At 44.0% G+C, this 22,295-nt stretch carries 17 protein-coding genes; 16 read left to right on the forward strand and 1 reads right to left on the reverse strand.

Going from position 1 to position 22,295, the window contains the following annotated elements; all coding sequences use genetic code 11:
• Window positions 1-458 precede the first annotated feature (458 nt).
• The 15 genes from ABLT31_RS06485 (at window position 459) to ABLT31_RS06555 (ending at window position 20,058) form a co-directional block, all read left to right on the forward strand.
• Complete coding sequence (locus ABLT31_RS06485) at window positions 459-1,640, forward strand: ROK family transcriptional regulator (RefSeq protein ID WP_367749869.1); 1,182 nt, start codon at window positions 459-461, stop codon at window positions 1,638-1,640.
• Window positions 1,641-2,000: 360 nt separating this feature from the next.
• Window positions 2,001-3,095 carry an NAD(P)-dependent alcohol dehydrogenase gene (locus ABLT31_RS06490; RefSeq protein ID WP_367749871.1) on the forward strand — a complete coding sequence of 365 codons (1,095 nt, stop codon included), beginning with the start codon at window positions 2,001-2,003 and terminating at the stop codon, window positions 3,093-3,095.
• A 63-nt stretch (window positions 3,096-3,158) separates the two neighbouring features.
• A complete protein-coding gene (locus tag ABLT31_RS06495; RefSeq protein WP_367749873.1) occupies window positions 3,159-4,478 on the forward strand; it encodes an MFS transporter in 1,320 nt (439 codons plus the stop codon).
• 31 nt (window positions 4,479-4,509) lie between these two features.
• Entirely contained in the window at window positions 4,510-5,286 is a 777-nt protein-coding gene (locus ABLT31_RS06500; protein ID WP_367749875.1) for a hypothetical protein, read from the forward strand.
• A 62-nt stretch (window positions 5,287-5,348) separates the two neighbouring features.
• Window positions 5,349-5,606 carry a hypothetical protein gene (locus ABLT31_RS06505; RefSeq protein ID WP_367749877.1) on the forward strand — a complete coding sequence of 86 codons (258 nt, stop codon included), beginning with the start codon at window positions 5,349-5,351 and terminating at the stop codon, window positions 5,604-5,606.
• A gap of 47 nt (window positions 5,607-5,653) precedes the next feature.
• Window positions 5,654-6,394 (forward strand): sulfite exporter TauE/SafE family protein, encoded by a 741-nt coding sequence (locus ABLT31_RS06510; protein WP_367749879.1) that lies wholly within the window; start codon window positions 5,654-5,656, stop codon window positions 6,392-6,394.
• Between the two features lie 23 nt (window positions 6,395-6,417).
• Window positions 6,418-7,239 carry an MBL fold metallo-hydrolase gene (locus ABLT31_RS06515; protein WP_367749881.1) on the forward strand — a complete coding sequence of 274 codons (822 nt, stop codon included), beginning with the start codon at window positions 6,418-6,420 and terminating at the stop codon, window positions 7,237-7,239.
• Between the two features lie 18 nt (window positions 7,240-7,257).
• Window positions 7,258-8,721 carry an aldehyde dehydrogenase family protein gene (locus ABLT31_RS06520; protein WP_367749883.1) on the forward strand — a complete coding sequence of 488 codons (1,464 nt, stop codon included), beginning with the start codon at window positions 7,258-7,260 and terminating at the stop codon, window positions 8,719-8,721.
• 124 nt (window positions 8,722-8,845) lie between these two features.
• Window positions 8,846-9,409: a GDSL-type esterase/lipase family protein gene (locus tag ABLT31_RS06525; protein ID WP_367749885.1), complete on the forward strand. Its 564-nt coding sequence runs from the start codon at window positions 8,846-8,848 to the stop codon at window positions 9,407-9,409.
• The gene (locus ABLT31_RS06530; protein ID WP_367749887.1) at window positions 9,397-10,791 is read left to right on the forward strand and encodes an FAD-dependent oxidoreductase; all 1,395 of its coding nucleotides are present in this window, start codon (window positions 9,397-9,399) and stop codon (window positions 10,789-10,791) included. Before ABLT31_RS06525 ends, ABLT31_RS06530 begins: the two co-directional genes overlap by 13 nt.
• A gap of 41 nt (window positions 10,792-10,832) precedes the next feature.
• Complete coding sequence (locus ABLT31_RS06535) at window positions 10,833-11,423, forward strand: class I SAM-dependent methyltransferase (RefSeq protein ID WP_367749889.1); 591 nt, start codon at window positions 10,833-10,835, stop codon at window positions 11,421-11,423.
• An 88-nt stretch (window positions 11,424-11,511) separates the two neighbouring features.
• Window positions 11,512-12,195 carry a lysyl oxidase family protein gene (locus ABLT31_RS06540; protein ID WP_367749892.1) on the forward strand — a complete coding sequence of 228 codons (684 nt, stop codon included), beginning with the start codon at window positions 11,512-11,514 and terminating at the stop codon, window positions 12,193-12,195.
• 172 nt (window positions 12,196-12,367) lie between these two features.
• Complete coding sequence (locus ABLT31_RS06545; RefSeq protein ID WP_367749894.1) at window positions 12,368-13,294, forward strand: DMT family transporter; 927 nt, start codon at window positions 12,368-12,370, stop codon at window positions 13,292-13,294.
• A 226-nt stretch (window positions 13,295-13,520) separates the two neighbouring features.
• Window positions 13,521-16,514: a PD-(D/E)XK nuclease family protein gene (locus tag ABLT31_RS06550; RefSeq protein ID WP_367749896.1), complete on the forward strand. Its 2,994-nt coding sequence runs from the start codon at window positions 13,521-13,523 to the stop codon at window positions 16,512-16,514.
• A 1-nt stretch (window position 16,515) separates the two neighbouring features.
• Window positions 16,516-20,058, forward strand: a complete 3,543-nt coding sequence (locus ABLT31_RS06555; protein WP_367749898.1) for a UvrD-helicase domain-containing protein — start codon at window positions 16,516-16,518, stop codon at window positions 20,056-20,058.
• Window positions 20,059-20,119: 61 nt separating this feature from the next.
• Here the strand turns inward: ABLT31_RS06555 and ABLT31_RS06560 are convergent, their stop codons facing one another.
• Complete coding sequence (locus ABLT31_RS06560) at window positions 20,120-21,052, reverse strand: aldo/keto reductase (RefSeq protein ID WP_367749900.1); 933 nt, start codon at window positions 21,050-21,052, stop codon at window positions 20,120-20,122.
• 433 nt (window positions 21,053-21,485) lie between these two features.
• Between ABLT31_RS06560 and ABLT31_RS06565 the strand changes: the two genes are divergently transcribed.
• Window positions 21,486-22,100 (forward strand): YitT family protein, encoded by a 615-nt coding sequence (locus ABLT31_RS06565; RefSeq protein ID WP_367749902.1) that lies wholly within the window; start codon window positions 21,486-21,488, stop codon window positions 22,098-22,100.
• Window positions 22,101-22,295: the final 195 nt, after the last annotated feature.

Raw genomic sequence — 22,295 nt, forward strand, 5'->3', positions numbered from 1 at the left:
TTGATGAGATAGCTAGGTTCTCTAGAAAACTGGACATCTACATACCTCCCTAGTAGTGATTTTAGAATTATATTACAATAGCAATGGGTAAAAAGATAGTGGACTTTTCATGTCAGAAAATGAAAAATGCACAATAATTGTCGAACATTTGTTGAGAATATGACTATTATTTCATGGGTTAATCAATATATAGATGTCATAAAAAAACAAACTCAGAAATATATATAGGATCAAGGGTTCTCGTGCCTTGGTGCCCTGAATAAAAGCCTTATCCCCAAGGCCGAAAAAAGAAGGGTCTCTATTTAGGATGACCCTTCTTTTTTATGCCGTGAACATTGACTTTTTACATATCCGTTAGATTACCTTATTGGTGTCGCCATTTCTAAAATGGTGTAAGGAACCGGTTTATGGTATCCTAGATAGATAAAGGAATAATGTACCGATAAGGTGAGGGAGCCATGTTTAAAAAATTCATTGAAGATGATACGCCGAAAAACCGGGATATTAGAAATATATTTCGTCTTATTCAAAAACACGGACCGATATCAAAAGCAGAATTAAGCGAAATGTCAAAAATGAAATTGACCACGTTGGCTCGAATGATAGATGAATTGCATAAGGCAAATTTTATTAAAGAGCATGGGGTAGGCGATTCGGGTGGAGGAAGGCCTCCTGTATTATTTCATGTGGAGCCAAATCTAGGATACCTTATTTCCGTTTTTATTAGTCGGATGTATACAAGCATTGGACTATACAATCTTCACTATCAATCTATCGAAAAGATAAACTTTGTGATGACCCCTCATCATACTCCGGAATTCGTTTTGAATGAAATTGTTCAATGCATAAAATCATTTATGATTAAACATCATTTTAGTGAAAAAGAATTGTTGGGCATTGGGATTGGTGCAATAGGACCCTTGGACAGTCAAAAGGGAATGATTTTATGTCCGGATCCGTTTTTTGCTCCAGGTTGGGCTGACGTACCAATTGTTGACTATTTAAAGAAAGTGTTTGATGTCAAAATCCTGCTTGAGGATGGATCGAATACGTCCGTCTTAGGTGAGTTTAGCGAGTGTTCTGATCATACGAATAACATTCTCTATTGCATAAATGGATGGGGAATAGGCTGTGGCGTAATTGCTGATGGCAAGCTCTTTTGTGGGAAAACGGGGGATGCAAGCGGATATGGTCATATCATTATTCAAGTAAACGGACATACCTGCACCTGTGGAAAGAGAGGCTGTCTTTTGGCTTATACCTCTTTATACTCCATTATGAACGAATTGAGTGATAGATACCCTGCGATTAATTGGGGAATGCAGGAGGCTGGACGGCTTTCTACGATTGAAATCACAAATAGGTTGATAGAGGATCTATGGGCATCATCTGATGTTGTTCTAAATTCTGCCTATTATTATGGGATCGGGGTAGCCAATATGGCAAAACTCTATCATTCGGACCTTGTCATCCTATCTGGACCCCTTATTTATAGGTACCCTAAGTACTATGAAACAGTCGTCGAAACAGCGCAAGAGTACGTGGGCAGCAATAAGGTCATTTTTAGTCAAGGTGCATTAGGAGAGGAAGCAGGCATGGTCGGCGGAGCCGTAATGGTATTTGAATCCCATTTCAAATAGTTTATATTTAAATTTTTAGAAAATATATAAAAATTTTTATTGTGTTTTTTAAATAAATCAGCTAATATCTATCCATAGGTACTTTTACTAAAAATGGTTGAAAGTACCTTAAAAAATCTACACTTTTGACAAAAATGGTTAAAAGTATCGAAAGGAGACTGGAAAATTGAATGGCATTAAACCTGTATGGTTGATTCCCATCCAACCACGTCCTGATCCACAGATTTTGAATGGATTTTATGGGTGGAGACTGTGGCAAAAAAAAGAAGGAAGTGTAGGACTTCCTCCCTGATAAAAAAACTCTATTATAAATATATCATAAAACACAGCTAAATTTACGATTTTTTAGGAGGTCAAAAGTTGATTACAAAAGCGGCAGTAACACACGGCAAAGGACAGCCTTTTCAGATAGAAGATATTTCAATTGAACGGCCCAAAACAGGGGAAGTGCTGATTCGAATGGTTGCCTCGGGAATGTGTCATACGGATTTAATTGTACGAGACCAGCACTTTCCGGTTCCGCTGCCAGCTGTACTAGGACATGAAGGTTCTGGTGTTGTAGAGTTAGTAGGAGACGGAGTAACGAGTATTAAACCTGGGGATCATGTGGTACTGACGTTCAGTTCCTGCGGTACCTGCAGCAGTTGTCATAATGCTAAGCCATATGCTTGTGAAACCTTTTTTGGCCTAAATTTCGGCGGAAAGATGGTGGACGGCAGCCATCGATTACATGTAAGCGGTCAAAAAATATCTACGTTCTTTGGACAATCCAGTTTTGCCTATTATTCTGTCTGTAGTGAAAGGAACGTGGTAAAGGTACCCAATGATGTGGCCTTGGATATCTTAGGTCCATTGGGCTGCGGTATTCAAACGGGTTGTGGTGCGGTTTTCAATAAACTAAAGCCTGAAGCAGGCTCGAGTGTAGCTATATTTGGCTGTGGATCAGTGGGCTTAAGTGCAATTATGGCCGCAAAACTAGTTGGATGCACAAGGATTATCGCAGTTGATGTACAAGATAATCGCCTGGAGCTTGCAAAAGAATTAGGTGCGACTCACGTCATTAATCCGCATCGAAGCAACCCGCTAGAAGAAATCTATAAGATAGCTGAAAAAGGCGTGAACTATTCCTTGGAAACAAGCGGAAGAGCCGAAGTACTCCGGCAAGCCGTTGATTGTCTAGCCGTTTTAGGTACAGCCGCCGTGATTGGTGCTCCCCCGCTAGGTACGGAAGTAAGTTTGGATATCAAAACGCTGCGATCTGAGAGAACTGTAACCGGAGTGGTGGAAGGAAGCAGTGTTCCCCATACCTTCATCCCACAACTCGTTGAATTATATAAGAATGGCCTTCTTCCAATAGATAAATTAATTACTTTCTACTCCTTAGAAGAGATCAATCAGGCCAGTGAAGATATGGAAAAAGGCATATCAATTAAACCTGTCATTAAGTATATTTAATCAGCTTTTGGAAACGCTTTAGTTTCATATGGGTTGGGCCTATTCTCGAAGGAGGCGGTAAGTGTGTTTAAGAAGAATTATCGATGGGCTATCATGTGGTTCATCTCTCTACTGATGATTATCAATTTTCTGGACAGGATAGTTATTTCTGTGGCAACGGAGCCCATAATGAGCGAGTTTGGCTTTACTGCTACGCAGTGGGGAGTTATACTAAGTGCCTTCTTCTGGGGTTTGGTTCCTTTTTCCTTTTTAGCGGGGATTGGCGCAGATAAATATGGTCCTAAGAAGATTTGGTTGTGGGGGGTTACCGTATGGTCCATTTTTACAATGGGAACGGCGACAGCATGGAACTATGTTTCTTTCCTCATTGCCAGAATATTTTTTGGAGTCGGCGAAGGGCCAACCATGTCCAACGGGATCCGGATTATTACGAATTGGATGAGCCCGAAGGAGTACTCCAGTGCTTACGGCATTGCGTTCGGAGGCGTATACTTAGGTCCAGCACTAGGTGCACCCATCATCGTTTGGATGATTAGTCAATATGGATGGAGAGTCCCATTCTATGTTTTGGGAATTTTCGGTATTCTATGGGTAGTTGGATGGCTTAAGTGGTTTACGGACAGGCCGGAACTGAACAAGTATATGAGTGATGAGGAAAAAAGTTGGATACGTTCAGAACAGGGAGACAGTGCCCCTCAAACGTCAACTAAGGGAAAAAATTCACTTAGAGATTTATTAGCGATTCCGAAAGAGGTCAGAGGGACAATCGTAGCCAACTGGTGGGCAGCGTTTTGCTTTGGGTACGCCTTATACTTTTTAATGACTTGGCTTCCCGGTTACTTAAATATACAAAGAGGCTTAAGTTTACAGTCGATGGGATTTGCCCTTATGTTTCCTTGGTTAGGTGCGGCATTTGGAATGATGGTTGGAGGCAGGATCTCCGATGGCTTATTTAAATGGACTGGCAGCAAAAGAGTGGCAAGGGCTTACTGGGCAGCAGGCTGGTTTGCTGTGGTCGTGGTATCTCTCACCATGGTTGTTAGGGTAGAGTCCGCTGTACATGCGATTATATTACTCACGATTGCCGGTTTGGCCAATGCTTGCGCCGGTGGAACGGTAGGGCCTGTCATTGCAGATACCGTACCGAAACAAGCAGGATCCCAGGCTGGAGTATTGCAAGTATTCCAGACGCTTCCAGGTATCTTTGCGCCTATCATTACAGGCTATATTGTTGACACGACGCAAAGCTTTGATAATGCCTTTTATTTCGCCGCTATACTAGTAGCTTCAGGGGTGGTTACGACACTACTGTTTCTACGTCCGCCATCGGTGCAAAAAACAGCAATTTCTGAAGAGCCCCCTATGTTTGTGGCGAATCATTAACATTAAATTTAAGTGATGAGGAGAGATTGGGATGATCAGTTTCGTTGAATTGCCAAAGTATGAGGAATTAACAGATGAGGAAGTGATGGCATGGTCTCCGGAGGAGTTTGCACAGAGACTTATTCGCAGATCGGAAATGTTCGGAGAAGCGTTCTTTCGTAAAGACGCTTGGCGTGTGGTGGAGTTAGATGAGGAAGCCAAGAGAAAAGGATTGCTGGAATTGTCAGCTCGTCTCGCTTGGAGAGAATTTTATAATGGGGTTCACCCTCCTTCGAAGCAAATCGTGATGTTGGAATCAGATCCCGAAACTATAGGAATTCGGATCCGTTTGGCGCAACAAATCATTGATGAAGTGCAGCATCAGCGGATTTGGAGCCAGTGGGCCAAGCACTATGGAGGAAGTGCCAGGCTACAGGATTACGAAGTGAGCCCAGAAGTCATCAAGCAATTCCAGCTTACCAGTAATTATGATGATCCAGCGGAGATTGCTCTTGCCTTGCAGTGCACAGGTGAACCCATTTTAGTGTTTCTATTTGGTTATGGAACGTTAAACCCAGAGGAGAGTATTACTTATTCCATTTTGCCTGAGGATTTGCGGTCGGATATTGAAAAAAGTGTGGTAGCGGACGAGCCTAGACATATTGCCGTAGGTCGGGATATCATGATCAAACATTGCGGCGATGCTGCAAAACGTCGTCACTTGTTAAAGCTACAGTCAACCAAGCTTGAGAATACGATAAAAATTATGACTCGTGACATGGAATTATTAGGAGCAGAGCGCATTGCTCCATTCCCTAAAATTGGCTGAGAAGAATTTATCGGGTCTGCCATCTTCGAATGGCAGGTCCAACCCTAAAGGAGGAATGAGCAATGTTTGATTTCGAGCTATGGAGCAAAAAAGTCTACGATCTAGTTGAAATGAATGATAAGGATTTAAAAGAGCCCACTCAAAAGCAATTGGAAGCCTTATGGCACGAAATGACCCAACAAGCGGATAACCCTTATGTTTCTTTCCTAAATCACTTATTATGGACAACTAAAGGGGTTGTAGAGGGAAAAGTACTACAGTCTGAACTTAATCAAATAGTAGATGAAATGAGAGACAAAGTTTTAAGCGAGCAGCTCTAACGGTTTAAAATACACGCTTGAATAAGTGAAAAGAGGTGAAGCGATGAGTGTGGGAACTTTTAGGAATCTTGCTTATTTTATTCATAGGAAGCTTTATACAAGCATCTAGCAGTATTGGTTTCGGTCTTTTTGCCATGGGCTTTCTGCCCATGTTGATCAGTCTCCAAGACAGTACCTTGCTTATTGTTTCATTAGCCGTAGTGATAAGCCTTAAGATATTTATCAAGTACTTCAAGCACGTTCATGTAAAAAGCTTATTATTCGTTTTGGTGCCAGCCCTAGCAGGCCGAGTGTTATCTTTTTTTATATTAAGTTATTTCGGCAACATGGACGATATGAAAAAATGGCTTGGATTCGTTCTGGTCGGCATGGTTATTTACCTATTGGCAAGTAAGCAGAATCCCGTTGCGGGTTCCGACCTTAACATGCGCAACGCAGGTATTTTCGTGGGTTTTATTGGCGGTTTCATTGGAGGGGTTTTTGCCATTGGAGGTCCGTTTTTTGTCTTTTATTTTCTTTTATATCACCGGGATAAATTCGTTTATAATGCGAATCTTCAAGCCTCATTCTTATGTACTGACCTGTTCACCGTCATTTTGCACGTTTTAAATGGGGATTTTCATGGTGAGCTATATACCTATTTCTTATTGGGCTCTATCATCGTATTTTCGGGTACGATTCTTGGGTTGAGATGGTATGAGCACATTCCTCATGCAATGACAAGGAAAATTGCCAGTTTCATCATTTTCATAGCAGGTTTAAATCTTATTATTTTTTCCCAAATGTAGCTGGATAAAAGGAGATGTTTACGATGTCAGAAATATCCGTTGTCATGTTAGGAACAGGGAGTCCGCGCCCGAATTTAAACCGGTCGCAGCCCGCACAGGCTCTTAATATCGGTAAAGATACCATCTTAGTGGATTGTGGGGAAGGTACGACTGCCCAATTGATGAAAGCCGGGATCGCACCCGAATCCATCAAATATTTGATCCTAACTCATCTTCATTCAGATCATACGTTAGGATATGGCCAGTTTTTGCTAGGCGGCTGGGGTCAAGGAAGATCCGAACTGACTATTATCGGTCCTAAAGGTACGAAGGCTTTTCATGAAAGAATACTAGAAATGTACTCCTTCGATATAGATTATCGCTGTTCACTCGGACGTTCGGGAGCCGGAATTCTAGATGTGAAAATAATCGAAATCAGTGAACCCGGTAAGTTAATGGAAAACCCACTGCCATACCCTATTACAACTGCCCGCATGGTACATAACGTTCCGACATATGCCTTCCGTTTTGATATCGGTCAAAAAATTGTGGTTATATCCAGTGATACAGCTCCGAATGAAGAGATCGTCGAATTATCCGAAGGGGCGGACATCCTTATTCAAAATGCAGGTCTGACGACAGGAAGAAAAAGTGCGGCCCTTGACAGGATTTGGAACAATCTTCAAAAGGAGCATTGCACTCCTGCTCAGGCCGGTACAATTGCGGAAAGAGCAAGGGTTAAAAAAGTGGTACTTACTCACTTCTTGCCGGAGGCAGATGCAAGCATTGCATTAAAAGAGGCTTCGGAGACATTCTCGGGTGTGGTTATTGTACCGGAAGATTTAGACGTGATTAAAGTAGATTAATAGCTAGGAGAGGACTCAATGACAAATTTTGTTGAATGGTCAGTATCCCCTATCGGTGGAGAATGGCGAGAAGGATCGAGCGAGCGCGTTCTTTCGGTGCAAAATCCTTATACAATGGAAGAGTTGCTAAAAATAAAAATGGCCACAAGGGAAGATGTAGATCTTGCCTATGCAGAAGCCGAAAGGGTCCAGAGGGATTGGGCACAAACCTCAGCTTATCAGAAAGAAAGAATTTTTAGGAAAGCAGCAGAATTACTTGAGTCAAGAAGAGAACAGATTGTAGATATTCTCGTTAAAGAATCAGGAAGTACACGACTAAAAGCCAATATGGAAGTATCTGCTTCGATTCATTTAGCCAATGAGGCAGCGATGTATCCTTTTCAGATGGAAACTCGCCTATTTTCTTCCATCGTCCCTGGAAAGAGAAATATGATAGTGCGGGAACCATTAGGGGTAGTCAGTGTCATTACGCCTTGGAACTTTCCCTTATCCTTAACCATGCGTTCGTTAGCTCCTGCATTGGCTACAGGAAATGGAGTAGTCATTAAGCCATCTCTCGACACTCCTATTAGTGGTGGCCTTCTACTGGCAAGGATATTCGAAGACGCGGGAATTCCTCGCGGCCTCATCAGTGTGATTGTCGCTTCTAGCCAAGATATTGGCGACTCTTTTATTGCACACCCCATCCCGAGAATTATTTCATTTACGGGTTCAACAGAAGCAGGCAGGAAGGTTGCTCGGGTAGCCGGGGAAAACTTGAAAAAAGTTTCCCTTGAGCTTGGCGGCAACAATGTTTTTATCGTTCTTGATGATGCGGATATCGAGCAAGCCGCAATTTCCGCCGTGTTTGGGAAATTTCTGCACCAAGGACAGATTTGCATGGCGATTAACCGCATTATTGTTGACCAAAAGATTTATGATGAGTTTGTTGATACTTTCATTAAGAAAACATCCAGGCTAAAATCAGGCGACCCCTTTAATCATGAGACCGTTATCGGTCCCTTAATTAATCAAAAGCAGGTCAGGACTATTCAGAAGCTGTTAAGAGAGGGACTACAGGAGGGTGCAACGCTGTCTCTGGAAGGAAAAATTGATGGAAATGTAGTTAAGCCGTTTGTCCTGACAGATGTACACAATAAGATGAGCATTGCTCAAAGTGAAATTTTTGGTCCCATCGCCTTGATTTTACGCGCTGAAAATGAAGAAGATGCAATTCAAATAGCTAATGAATCCCAATATGGATTAAGCGGGGCCGTTTTTTCTAGCTCTCATGAACGAGCGCTAAAGGTGGCAATGCAAATTAAAACAGGGATGATTCACATCAATGATCAAACTGTGAATAATGAACCGATGGTACCCTTTGGCGGGGAAAAAGATTCCGGAATTGGCAGGCACGGCGGAGAATGGGCACTTGAAGAGTTTACTACGGTGAAATGGATTTCCATTCAGGAAAAAGCGAGAAGTTATCCGTTTGGGTCCTAGATGAGATGAACCGTCTTGCATAAAAGTAGGAGTCAGGTATAATACTTGACTCCTCTTCTTTTTTATGTCACCTGGATAGTATTATAATAGTTAATGGCATCACAAGATCGGGAGAAGTTATAAAGTGAAAGTGGGGATTATAATGAAAATCGCTGGATTGGGAGATTCCAATACGTGGGGTTTTCCCTTCGGACCTTCTTATTCATGGCTTTACGCTTTAGGAGAACTGTTGTCTTGTAGGGTGATGAATCACGGAGTCAATGGCGAATGCTTAGCTGATATGAGAGCGAGGGTTCCGGAAGTGATTCAGGATCGGCCGGATCTTGTCATTGTTACAGGCGGAACCAATGATGCATTTGAAGGAATAACGGTCGAACAAGCCGGCAAGGAGTTAACAGCTATAGTTGAAGAATTGCAAGCGAAAACCCCTGCTGCTGTGGTAATCGGTCTGCCTATTCCTCTTGACTATCAAGCAGAGGAATTATTGCTAAGGCAGTATCGTGAAGGGATGAGAATTTTTGCGGCAGAAAGGAATCTTGGGGTGATCGATTTTTATTCTGCTCTGTTGGACCCGCAAGCGGAAGGAATTCTGTCCCGGTATAATGCGGATGGGGTACATCCTAACCGGGAAGGATTCAAACGCATGGCCGAGGAGGCCTATGCACTTTTGAAAGAATGGAAAAAATAGATCATCAGCAAGGAGAGCAAGGGAACATGTTTGAAAAACGAAGAATGGGGTCGCACGCCGTCATTATAGGCTCAGGAATCGGCGGATTATGTGCGGCTCAAGTGTTGTCCAGATATTTTGAAAAGGTGACAGTATTGGAACAGGGAGCCAGACCTCTTGGTAAAGAACCGAGAAAACAAGTTCCGCAAGGGTATCATCTTCATGTTTTGCTGAAAAGGGGAGAAGAAGCATTAGAGCAGCTTTTTCCCGGAATTGGCCAGGCCATGCTGGGCAACGGTTCGGTTCTTATTAATGGAACGCGGGATTTAAAATGGTTCCATCATGGCGTCTGGAAGAAGAGATTCGAAGGGGACTTGTCCATCCTTCTTCAAAGTCGTCCGTTTTTGGAAGGTCATATCAGAAACCAAGTAGAACAAAATCCTCATATACTGATCCGATATCAAACAAAGGCTTTACGCCCTATCTTTCATGCAAGCGAGAAGGTTATTAAAGGACTTCAGGTACAAGAGGAAGGCTCACCTGTACCTACCGATTTATCTGCTGAGCTCGTCATTGATGCGAGCGGCTATGGTTCAAGGTTTCAAACATGGTTTATCGATCAGGGCTATATCTGTCCTGTAGAGAAGGTAACCATTAACCTTCGTTATATCAGTCAAACCTATCAGCTGAAACCTGAGAAGAAACGAGATTGGTCCGTCCTCATGGTGTACCCATCACCCCCCGCGGAAAAAGCAGGAGCTGCTTTATCCCGTACGGAGAGAAATCGCTATATTGTCACGTTATTTGATTATGATCAAGATGAAGATCGCCCCTTGCCTCGGAATGCCAAGGAATTCATCGAAATGACCAAGAAATTGTCCCAAGATACCATCTACCAGGAACTTCAGGGATCAGAGCCTCTTTCCGATATCCAGGTATATAAAGTTCCATATATGATTCGCTATCGATATGAAAAACTACAGAATTTTCCTAAGGGATTTTTGTTTCTTGGTGATACCCTATGCCGCTTCGACCCTGTTTTTGGACAAGGCATGTCTGTTGCGGCTATGGAAGCTCTTGCGCTGGACCAATGCCTTCAAAAGGCTTGGAAACAGGGGAGGGGAATTTCATCTGACCTAGCCTCTCGGTATTTCCGAAAAATATCTAAAATCATTGACCCAGTATGGCTTATGATTTTGATCGAAGATTTTCGCCATCGCCATGTGACAGGAAACAAACCTATGGGACTCACGTTCCTCCAATGGTACACCAAACGTATATTCCAACGGTCTTCTCAGGATACGGATATTTATAATGCCTTTGTCTATGTCATGAATTTACTGAGACCAGCGAATACACTGTTTCATCCCTCGGTTATATGGAAAGCCCTTCGCAGGAAATGAGCGGTACTTAATGGTAAAAACAGAAACAGGAGGGTGCCGAAGTGAGCAGATTTTTTCAATCCTATTATGACTTATTAATGGGCCCCTTGGAACGGAGAAGGTTCAAGGCGATTCGCCAAGAGCTAATATCGAAAGCAAGTGGCCTCGTGTTAGAAGTGGGGTCTGGGACGGGGGTAAACTTCCCGTATTATCACAATGTCGAGAAGGTTATTTCAATTGAACCGGGCAGGCTTATGAGGGAGCAATCTATTAAAAAAAAGAATCAAGCCCAGGTAGCCATTGAAATTTTAGACGCAAGTGCCGAGAGTTTGCCGTTTCCGGATAACTATTTTGATTCTGTAGTAGCTACACTCGTTTTTTGCACCATTCCACATCCTGAGCTGGCTCTTCAAGAAGTCAAGCGAGTCTGTAAGCCTCATGCCCAAGTCCTTTTCTTTGAACATGTTAGGTTAGATAACAAATATCTTGGTAAGCTGCAGGATTGGCTGACTCCAGCTTGGAGCCGCCTATGCGATGGGTGTGAGTTGAATCGTAACACCGTGTCAAAAATTGAGCGAGCGGGTTTTCAGATCAAAGAAATCGATTCATACTATAAGGATATTTTTGTCGCCATACAGGCAACCAAAAAATAGATGGGCTTTCCTTTAAATAAGTCAACGTTCACCAATTCTCATCTTGTTGTGTAGGTTATCAATATACGACAAAATGAGGAGCTGAATGATGAAAAAAGGTTCTATAAATGCAATTGCCCAGCTTCCCGATTTAATTCCTCTCCCCCCAAGTGATTTGCGGATGGAAACCATTGAGGAGGGCGGGCAGACAAGACACCGTCTTCGTTTTAGTCAGGCCATCGGAAATATCGGAAGAGGCCCTCTACAAGTAAGGCGCGTTGATTCTAGCAGGGCTTGTCCTGGTAAAGGTAAAGCGGCTGGTTACCAAACGATATTTTTTAGTGATGGATCAACAAAGTCGATCAGGATGAAACAATGTATGGTCTATCACCCCGTACACAAGCATTGGCATATTGCCCACATGGCAAACTATGATCTATGTCGGGTTCATCCGTATACGGGAGGAATCGGTGATACAGTAGCTGCGACAGATAAGGTTTCTTTTTGTGTAGGGGACGAATTTCGGTTGGATCAGCGTTATTATCAAGGTCCATCTTATGAGAAGCGTTATCGTTCTTGCAAACGCAAGATATTTGGCTTAACCCCCGGCTGGGCCGAGGATTATGATTATAGCGTATACGGCCAATGGATTGACGTGACTGATGTCCCGGACGGTATTTACTATCTCCGGGTTACTGTAAACCCTGACGAAGTCTTTCAGGAAGAAACAAGGAGTAATAATGTCATTTGGCGAAGGATACAGATTTATAATAACCGACGTAATGTAATATAAAGATTAGGAAAAACCTATCCTCACATGATGGATAGGTTTTTATATGCACCGATTGCCGAATGGCATGCGCAGCAGATGATAGCCGTTCTGTTGAAATTTTGATATATTTACATAATGATTGTCCGTAATTATAAAAAACATAAAAGGTTACGACATGGGTGGAGGGTAGTATATGATTTCCGAAAGAATGACCTTATCGGATACAAGAACAAGAGGCATGCTGCTAGTCTTTACGGGCGCGACTTTATGGGGAGTTTCCGGCACAGTGGCTCAATTTTTATTTCAGCAGCAGGGCTTTAGCGTCAATTGGCTTGTGGTAACACGTTTGCTGTTAGCCAGCGTTATATTATTAGCAATCGCATATCGAAAAGAAGGGCAACGGGCATGGGGAATTTGGAAGAATAGCCAGGACCGCTTTCAGCTCATCCTGCTAGGGATTCTAGGTATGCTGGCTGTTCAATATACTTATTTTGCCGCTATTCTTCGCGGAAATGCTGCTACAGCAACGGTGCTTCAATACTTAGCACCGGTCCTTATTACCTGTTATCTAGCTTTTCGGTTAAAAAGGGTACCTACTTTAAAAGAAATGATAGCTGTCATATTAGCCGTAGTGGGGACCTTTCTTTTGGTTACACATGGGAATATTCAGAGTCTATCCATTTCAGGTTGGGCTTTGTTTTGGGGGCTTTCCTCTGCGGTGGCCTTGGCATTCTACACGTTACAGCCCCAACAGCTTCTGGCGAAATGGGGTTCCACGATTGTCATTGGATGGGCGATGCTGATTGGAGGGTTCGGTTTTAGCTTTATCCACCCTCCATGGATCTTTGAAGGGCAGTGGTCTGTTCCGTCGTTTTTTGCGGTCATTTTTATTATTTTGTTTGGTACAGTCATTCCTTTCTACTGTTACCTTGAAAGCTTACATTATCTGACAGCCTCAGAAACGAGCGTGCTGGCTTGTATTGAGCCGTTGTCGGCAGCTTTCCTATCGGTCATTTGGCTCCAAGTTCGTTTTGGTCCCATAGATTGGCTAGGGACACTATGCATTATCAGTACGATCATTATCTTATCGCTAGCAAAGAAAGAGGAGGGGACCGCATGAGTCTTATTCTATTTGCAGGTTTGATAGGCGTGATCATAATAATGATCCTCAAGCGACCAATTGCTCATAAAAGCTAAGCAATCGTTTGAAGATGGGGCTTCTTGGAAGCAGCTTTTATAAAGATGTGATAAGATGAAGCTATACGATCAAGTGGACTCGCCCCGCCTGAACCCTCCGGGGTTGGGTGGAGGCGTTTTTCTATTCTATTTTTCGGGAGGGGAATCATGTGCGCCAATTGGCATTAAAATGGTCCAAAATAACCGAAATCGCTTATACAAACCGATTAAAGAGCTGGCATAAGCTGCAGCAGAAAACGGGGCAGCCTGTATATTATGTACTTCCGTCCAAAAAGTGGGTGCGAGTGGCTCAGAAAAGACAGTCAGGAGTAGCGTTCGCTACCTTTTACGATATGGAGAAGTGGGTCCATGAGCTAGCTGGAGAACCCTATTTTGAAATAACTGATGAACAGCGACGGATCCTGATACAGGAAATCATGCTGCGGGAACATGCGAGCAGAAAAGGTATGGAGGAAACAAAGAATAGGGCCGTAGCCTACTCCCATACTTATGGGCAATTAAAGCGCATGGCTTGGACATTAGACCAACTGCCTCCTAGGCTTCAGCAAATGGCAGCGGTATTTAATAGCTATGAAGAAAAATGGCTGAAGCAAGGTTTTTTTGACCCTGAAAACTTTTCGATTCAATCGGCACAGGCCACTTCTTTCATGCCTATTGGTCACTTGGTGATTGATGGCTTCTTTGATCTGAATCCCTTACAATACCAATTGCTGCAGTCCATCATCCGCTTGAATATCCCTGTTACGGTTTATTTACCGCAGCTTCCTGGAGAACCGATCCTGACGGAGACTGCACATCGCTTAAAGAGCATGGGGTTTTTGGAGCATGGAACAGGGCCGCGTTCTAAGCCTATGCTTAAGCATCAAAGAGTAATAAAGGCCACCACTCAGGAAGAAGAAATCCACGGGGTGTTGGACTTGATTTGTCAACAGGCGGGGGAAGAAGGGTTTAGCCGGTTTGGTGTCCTGCTGGCAGATGAAGAAAACTATCTGGATGATTGGATGCGAATCGCTGACAAGCGATCCATACCGATCAAGCAGCCGTCTTCGATTTCCTTATCGTGCACTCAGCTTTTTCGCCTGTTAGCCATGGTACTTGATGATCGGGATTACAGGGACACGTGGGAGAAGCTCGAAGTATTGGACAGTGTTCTGCGCCTTTTGTTTGTCACTCCCCAACAGTACACGAACTATAAGCGAGATTACCTCTCTGGGGATGCGGCTTTGCCTGAGGAAGTCGAATCAATCTTCCATGGGTTTATTGGCCTTCGTTCCCAGCTTGCTGATGAGGATACATTAGAGAACTATTTGATGCAGTTGGTGCATTTTCTAGAGGGCCTCGGCCTTCCAGCGTTTTGGCGAAGGCATCTTGAATCGGGCCAAACCGAACTTCTTCAGAGAGTATGTACGGAATGGAAGGCTTACGATCAATTGCTGGGATTAGCCCAGGACAAGAGGGAAGAACTTCATGCTATGGGCTTAATGGCGATGCCCGTCTATTACTTTACCTTTAAGGACTGGTTTATGGAGGGACTGCAGAAAGAAAAAATCTATCAGGATCGATCCCCAGTTAATGGATTGTCTCTTTATTCCATTAGCGACGTGGGTTTATTTTCAGGAGAGCAATTGTTTATCCTCGGCATGAATGACGGGGTGTTCCCCAATTCATTTAAGCTGCAAGGCTATTTCCAGGAAAGTGACCTGGAGCATCAGAAGTTTCCGTATGGTCAACCGGACAAAGCTACCTTTCAGAAAATGCAGGATGTGCTTTTCCGTCAGCTTTCTTTTTTGGCTCCGTATTTAACTTTTTCTTATGTGGTGGGAGTAGATGAGAAAAACCCTTTGCTCCCTTCCAAATATATTAAAAACCGCAAAGTGAAAGTACTTGGTCAGGCCCGTGCTGCTGCCGCAACCATTCCGAGGGACGCGGTAAAAGCACTTATCGCAGAAAACCGGAAATATAAAAAAGAACTTACTTTTGGGGCTTCGGGGCGGATGAGCCGAATGGCGAATGGGGAATACGTCTTCTACCACGAGCAAGACAAGCTAGAGAAGCTGGCCTACCATGCGGGGCTCAAGAGGACTGTAAAAGAATTCCCGTCAATTATAGCAGAGGCCAAGATCCACTTGGACCGTTTGGAAACAGGTTCTGAGCTATTGACTGCCAAATGGGTGGAAGGACAGCAGGCCCATTATAGCGGTACCGTAACCGTGACAGCATTGGAAAGGTATGCGGCGTGCGGGTTTAAGTATGCTATGGAAGATCTTTTGCAAGTGGGGGAACCCCTTCAACGGATGATCGAGCTGGATGTTAAAGAAAAGGGTTCGGCCCAACATCGGTTTATCGAACAATTTTATGAGAACCTCGGCTTGGTCAATACACCATTCTCCCATTTCACCCAAAATGGGCTGCAAGCTCAAGCTGAAGAAACGTTAATCAAGACCTTCCAAACCTTATGGAACAAGGTCGAAGAGAAAAATAGTCACCTTTCGGCCATTCAGCTGAAAAGCGAACGGGATGAGCTTTGGCGAAATATCCGAAAATGGTGGTCAGCCGAACGCTATTACTTTTGGCAAAATGAAGAGTTGCACGAGATGCTAATCGCCCATCTGGAAAAGGAAATCATGAAAGAGCTGCACATAGAATTGGACGGAACCCAAACCACCCTGATGATCAGAGGAAAAATCGACCGTGTTGATTGGGATGGAACCGGCTTTACAGTGTACGATTACAAGTCAGGGAAAAGTGTTTCCATCCAATTGGAGAAAGAAGCGACGAACGGCTTGAAGCTCCAGCTGCTTATGTACATCTGGGCGTTGGAGGAGGAGTTTGGCGGGGCGCGCGCCTATGGAGGAAGCTATATTTCGATGAAAGACCCCGGTAGGCGAGCCTCCAATGCCGTGTGGGACGGCAAGCACGCAGGTAAAGGATCGAAATTCAAGGTTAGTGGCTGGGCAAATAAAGAAAAAGACATGGACGCTAATACTATTTTTAATAAGTATGGCATTAAGAAACGGATTGGGGAGCTATGGAAAGGAATGCAAAGCGATTTTTCCGTTAAGCCGTTAAGGTGTTCTAAGTCCTGCGTATATAAGCCGGTCTGTCGGATTACCAAGTCACAGCTGGAAGAGTCGGAGGTGTAGGATGAGTTTGGTTGATAGGAGTATGGCTGCAGTCAAAAAGCGACAGCTAGTAGAGGCAGGGTTTAACCCGCAACAGGTCAGTGCTGTTACCAGTGAGCACCCCCTGGTGGTCATATCCGCCGGGGCGGGCTCTGGTAAAACAAGAGTCTTAACGGAACGCTATGTCTACATTTGCGAAAATGAATTAACAAGCATCCTGGAGGGTCACCCTTATCCAATGGGGGCGGGGGTGGAACAGATTGTTGCGATTACCTTCACCAAGAAGGCCGCCCGGGAAATGCGGGAGCGGATCTCTCAGGCCCTGCATGCAAAGAAAAAAGAAGCCACTAGGATTTATCAGGGGAAGGAACAAGAGCACGCCCTTCAATTTTGGACGGAGCAAATTGAAGGGCTGGCCAGTGCACCGATTACCACCTTTCATAGCTTCTGCCAGAAGTTGCTTCAAGAACATGCGTTTGAAGCTGATGTTCTGCCTTCCTTTGCCATTTTGGATGATGTCGAGTCCAAGCTGCTGCAAGCAGGCATCCTGGATGAGATGTGGGAAGATCCAAAAGTGGATCAGGCAACTCAGCCTCTTTTTGCCTTTTATAGCAAAGCGTCGCTACAGAGCAGTATCCAAGAGGTCTATGCGCAGTTGCGGGAAAGCGCCTATTTCGATTTGAAGCAAGCCTTTGATACGAAAACCATTATTGATATCCCTCTTCAGATGGAATACTCGGAGAAGCAAAGGCTGATGGCGGAATTTTGCCTGCAGGCACCCCATCACCTGCAAGCATTGAAGCACGGCTTAGCGATGCGGGAAGAGAAAGAAAGCAAAGGTAAAAAGAAAAGCACAAGCGAGACGCCTGCCCACCTCCGACGGATCATTGCGCTATTGGAAGGAATGGGCGATAATGCAGTACAATCTCCGGCTCATTGGTACAGCGAATGCCAGGAGGCGATCCCAGCCCTTGCAGGAGCTTGGAAAACTCATGCGCCAGAGCTCTATCATTTTATCAAATCGGTTTGGTCGCCGGTGAAAAGCTTTTGGGAGGATCACCCGAATTTAACTCAAGAGAGCATTGATGAACTAAAGGTTATTATTCGCCTCTTCGCTGATCTGGTGCACGAGTTCCATCAGCGCTATGAACGCATCAAACGGGACCGTGGGGTTCTGGATTTCTCTGATCTGCAGCGAAAAGGGGTAGATGTGCTGTCTGATGTCCAAGTAGCCGGCCAATGCCGAAAAAAATATAAGCATTTCATGGTCGACGAATTCCAGGATACAAATCCTCTGCAAATGCAGATGCTGCAACGGATCCAGCCAGCCTACAGGTTCATCGTAGGCGATGGCAAGCAATCCATCTACCGATTCCGAGGGGCAGACGTAAGCTTGCTGAAGGAATATATGAAAGAAGCGGCTGTTTACGGCAGTGACGAGTCCTTGATCGATATGTCCGTAAATTACCGGACGAGCCAAGGGATTATCGATTTTATTAATCAAATCTTTGCCAACATTTTAGGTTCAGAACCAAGTGACCTTCCGTATAAAATTCATTATTCTCCTCTGATTGCCCATCGGGATTCAGAGGTGGAAGGCGAGCGCCGGGTGGAATTGCTGAAAATCAGCGAGCCTGACCCCCAGGATTCGGAGTCCGATCCCGGAGAACCAGTCGATGAGTATGACTCCATAACTAGCCGAATGGTAGATGTCTATCAAGGAGGAGTCACGAAGGTATACCGGGAAAAGACCAAAAGCTGGGTCAAACCGGGTTGGAGTGATATGGCGATTTTAATACCCAGCCGTACGCAATTGACTCAGTTGGAGATGTCGCTGCAAAAACGAAATATCCCTTATGTGGTTTACGGAGGGATCGGGTTTTATGAAAAACAGGAAGTGATCGATTTCCTCACGTTCCTCCAGTGGATCAATCGTCCTTGGGAAGAGTTATATATCTTCTCGATTCTGCGGGGCCCTCTTTTCGGCCTGACCATTAACGACTTGTTTGAACTCCATAGCCTAAAGAAAGAGGCCGGTCTCCCTCTTTCTGCTCTCCTCTATGAAAAGGGGTATCAAGATAGGGGACTACCGCATGATCTGCTCGAGAAGCTTGATCGATTCTATGCCTTTTTTGAAAAGTGGATTCCTTACACGCATCAAACGGGGATAAGAAGAGCGCTATTCAACCTATTTGAGGACAGCGGCTTGCGTCTGATTTGTCTGCTTCAACCCAATGGCTTGCAGAAAACTAAAAATGTGGAAAAGCTCATCCGGTTATTAGAAGGACTTTATAATGGTTCTATTGACCAGATGCTTAACCAAATCAATCGACTAATTGAGCTCTCTGAAAAAGAAGGGGAGGCAGAGGTCGAATTGGAGGAGGGCGATTGTGTCCATATCATGACGGTGCATGCCTCAAAAGGACTGGAGTTCCCCGTCGTATTTGTTCCCAACCTAAGCAAGCGGCTGCAGCCTGATCGGGGAAGTTTGCGTTTTCATAAAGAACATCGGCTATTGGTAAGCTACAAAAAAGACGATACGGAGCATCCTCATCAGGAACAGGAAATCAAATCGCCCTTCTTTAAAGCTCTGAACGCTAAATTAAAAGATGAGGCACTGGAAGAGTCAAAACGTCTCTTCTACGTAGCAGCCACTCGGGCGAGGGATTACTTAGTTTTATCCGCATCAGCAGGAAGCGGCAAGGAAACGGAAGAGGAATCGGGTACAACCTGGTATAAGATGTTACAGTATGCGCTGGGGCAGATGGATGGGTACGGTGGAGAAGCTGTCCTCTCCATTATTCCTAATCATGTACACCAGAGAATTATAGAATTGGACACAAGGGAATACCCTGGACCCACCCAATCCTGGGAACGAGCCATGCCCATTACCTTTTCCGTTACCGAAGTGATGGAATTTATGGATAACCCGCAAACCTATTATCAAAGACACATCCTGAAAATCAATCCGGAATGGCTGAAGGAAGCCTCGGAAGAAGGGGAGTTCAGCGGGATCGATGCAGGTGAATTGGGTACTCTCGTTCATCGCGTCTGCGAATGGATCGATGCGGGTTGGGATAGGGATAAAGCCGTGCGAGAAGCTTTGGACCTGGTAGAAGGGTTGAACGTTCGACTCTATAAAAAAGCACTAGAATCCATGGTGGATAGCTATCGGGGCATAGATCAAGCTGTCATTGGTGTACCGGTTGAAAATGAATGGAGCTTCGAATTGAACCTGAACGGGGTGTATATTATCGGTACGATCGATAAAATTACCCGCAGTGATAATGGACTGCAAATTATTGATCTAAAGACGAACCGGACTAATCGGCTTACTGACCTCATAAGCAAATATAAGACTCAGCTTTACCTATACAAGCTAGCCTATGAAAGCCTTAATCAAGGAAAATTCGTGGAAACCATGTCTTTATTTTTCTTGCGTGATAAGGAAAAAGGATTGATTGAGATACCATACGAAGTCAAGTATGAGGAAAAGGTACTTCAAGCTATTGCTAAAATGGCTGATTTGAAGAGACGAAAGGCTGGACGGGTGGAGTATAGGTAAACTCTTTAAAAGGAGTACCCGGATGATGATCCCGGAGTACTCCTTTATTTAAGTAGTTGGATCAGACGTTTTCTACAGCTTGCGGATGGTTTTGATGAACGAATTCGGCAATCTCAGAAGCTTTCGCGTTAGCGACCACCTGCTGGGGACTTTTGCAGCCTGGAATAACCATAGTTACCGCAGGATGGCGTAAACACCAGGCTAGCGCCCATTGAGACATGTCTATCCCTTTGGGAACCTCTTCCTTTTTGATTTTTTCCACTTCTTCCAGCTTTCGTTTTACCTCTTCCCGATTATGGTGAATGCGTACATCGTTAGCTGCAAAGGAGGCTCCTGGAGCGTATTTTCCGCTTAAATACCCGCTGGCCAGAGGAACGCGGGCTAACACGCCGTATTGATGCTCTTCACACAAAGGCAACGCTTTTTCTTCAGGCAAAAGGTGCAATCGATTGTATTCTAATTGCACGGTTTCGACCGGAAGCTTACTTGCGATTTGCAGTTGCTTTTCATGATCTAATGTTTTCCCAATGGAAATTCCGAGATGCCTAATTTTTCCTGCCTGAACTTGCTTTTCCAGTGCCGTCCATAAATCATCATTGCGTAAAGCCTCGTCAGGCCCGGAGTGAAACTGATAGAGATCTATGTAATCGGTTTGTAAAGCTTTAAGGGAGGCTTCTAGCTGAGCAATCATTCCTTGGGCGGAGTAATCCCTGTCCCGATTCATCAAGCCGTGAAAATGGTGTCCAAATTTAGTGGCTATCAGCCAATCGGTCCGAGTTGCTTTTACGGATTCTCCGATGAATTTCTCAGAGAGGTGATCTCCGTAGCACTCCGCTGTATCAATAAAGTTAATGCCCACATCTTTAGATGTTTGGATGATTTCATCTACTTCCTTTTGGGAAAAATCCTTCCCCCATTCACCTCCAAATTGCCAAGTTCCTAAACCAACGACCGAAACCTTTAAACCTGTTTTTCCTAATTGCCTATATTTCATCACGAACACTCCTCTACAGCTTTTTCTGTCTGAGTTAAGCTTATCCCTTTCTTTTTGTGAACGCAATTCCAAACAGCAAGAAAACCCTCTATTCGTATATAGAGGGCTCCTTGTCCGCTTTGAGCTTGCAGGATCAGTTTTACCAAGATGCTAGACGGAAGTTAATCAGAAGGAGATTTAACTCCTATGACGGTTGCGATTCCCAGTGATGTAAAGGCTAGGAAAGCAAAGGCAATCATGACATACTCCATATATCTAGCACCTCCTGTTTAATAATTATTATAAATATTAATAATTATCTGTCAACTATATTTTTATAATACCAACCTTTTTGTGCCATTTTTCATGGCAGGATGATTTTCCTGAGCTATTGTGCATATATTTAAGTACCGTTAGATAGAGCTTATCCAATACAAAGGACAAGGGGAATTTTATGTTCCTATACCGTGCACAATTTATATCCAATCGCCGATCCTCGAGGATACCTCTTTATAAAAGCGGGATCGTTCTTTTTTTTGGTGCCTTGCTTGTAAGTATTGCGTTGGAGCTGCTTCTCGTGAAAAATCATGTAATAGATGGTGGCTTTGTAGGCATTGCCATTATGCTATCCTATTTAACCGATTATAAACTTGGGATTCTTCTTATAATTCTAAATCTCCCATTCTTACTCCTAGGGTATAATCTCCTAGGCAAGCAATTTGCTTTCCTTAGCCTATACTCGCTATTTCTGTTGGCAATAGGAACGTTCCTCTTGGAACCTTTGCCTGTCCTCTCCCAAAATCCGGTTATCGCCGTCATGGCGGGAGGGATTCTATTGGGGATAGGGGTAGGGATAATCATCCGTTACGGAGGGGCTTTAGACGGAACAGAAGTTATCGCTATCCTAATCAGTAAAAAGACGCGTTTTTCTATTGGGCAGTGTGTCATGTTTTTTAATCTGTTTATTTTAGGGAGCGCAGGTTTCGTTTTTGGATTGGATGAAGCCATTAATTCGTTAGCAGCTTATTTTGTGGCCTTCAAAACGATTGATGTCATTCTCGATTATTAACGGATGACCTTAAAACAAAATGAAAGAGGGCCGGCAAAGGAGTCGGCCCTAAATGGAGTGTTTTGGATAATAGTACTATATGCTGGTGTTATTTTATTGTGCATTCTTTGTAATAAGGACGAACAAGGATGGCGCGTTTGATCAAGAAAAATAAGGATTGACTCCCAATAGGATGCCATTTATCTAGATGCGTTC

The sequence above is a fragment of the Ammoniphilus soli genome (assembly GCF_040813775.1).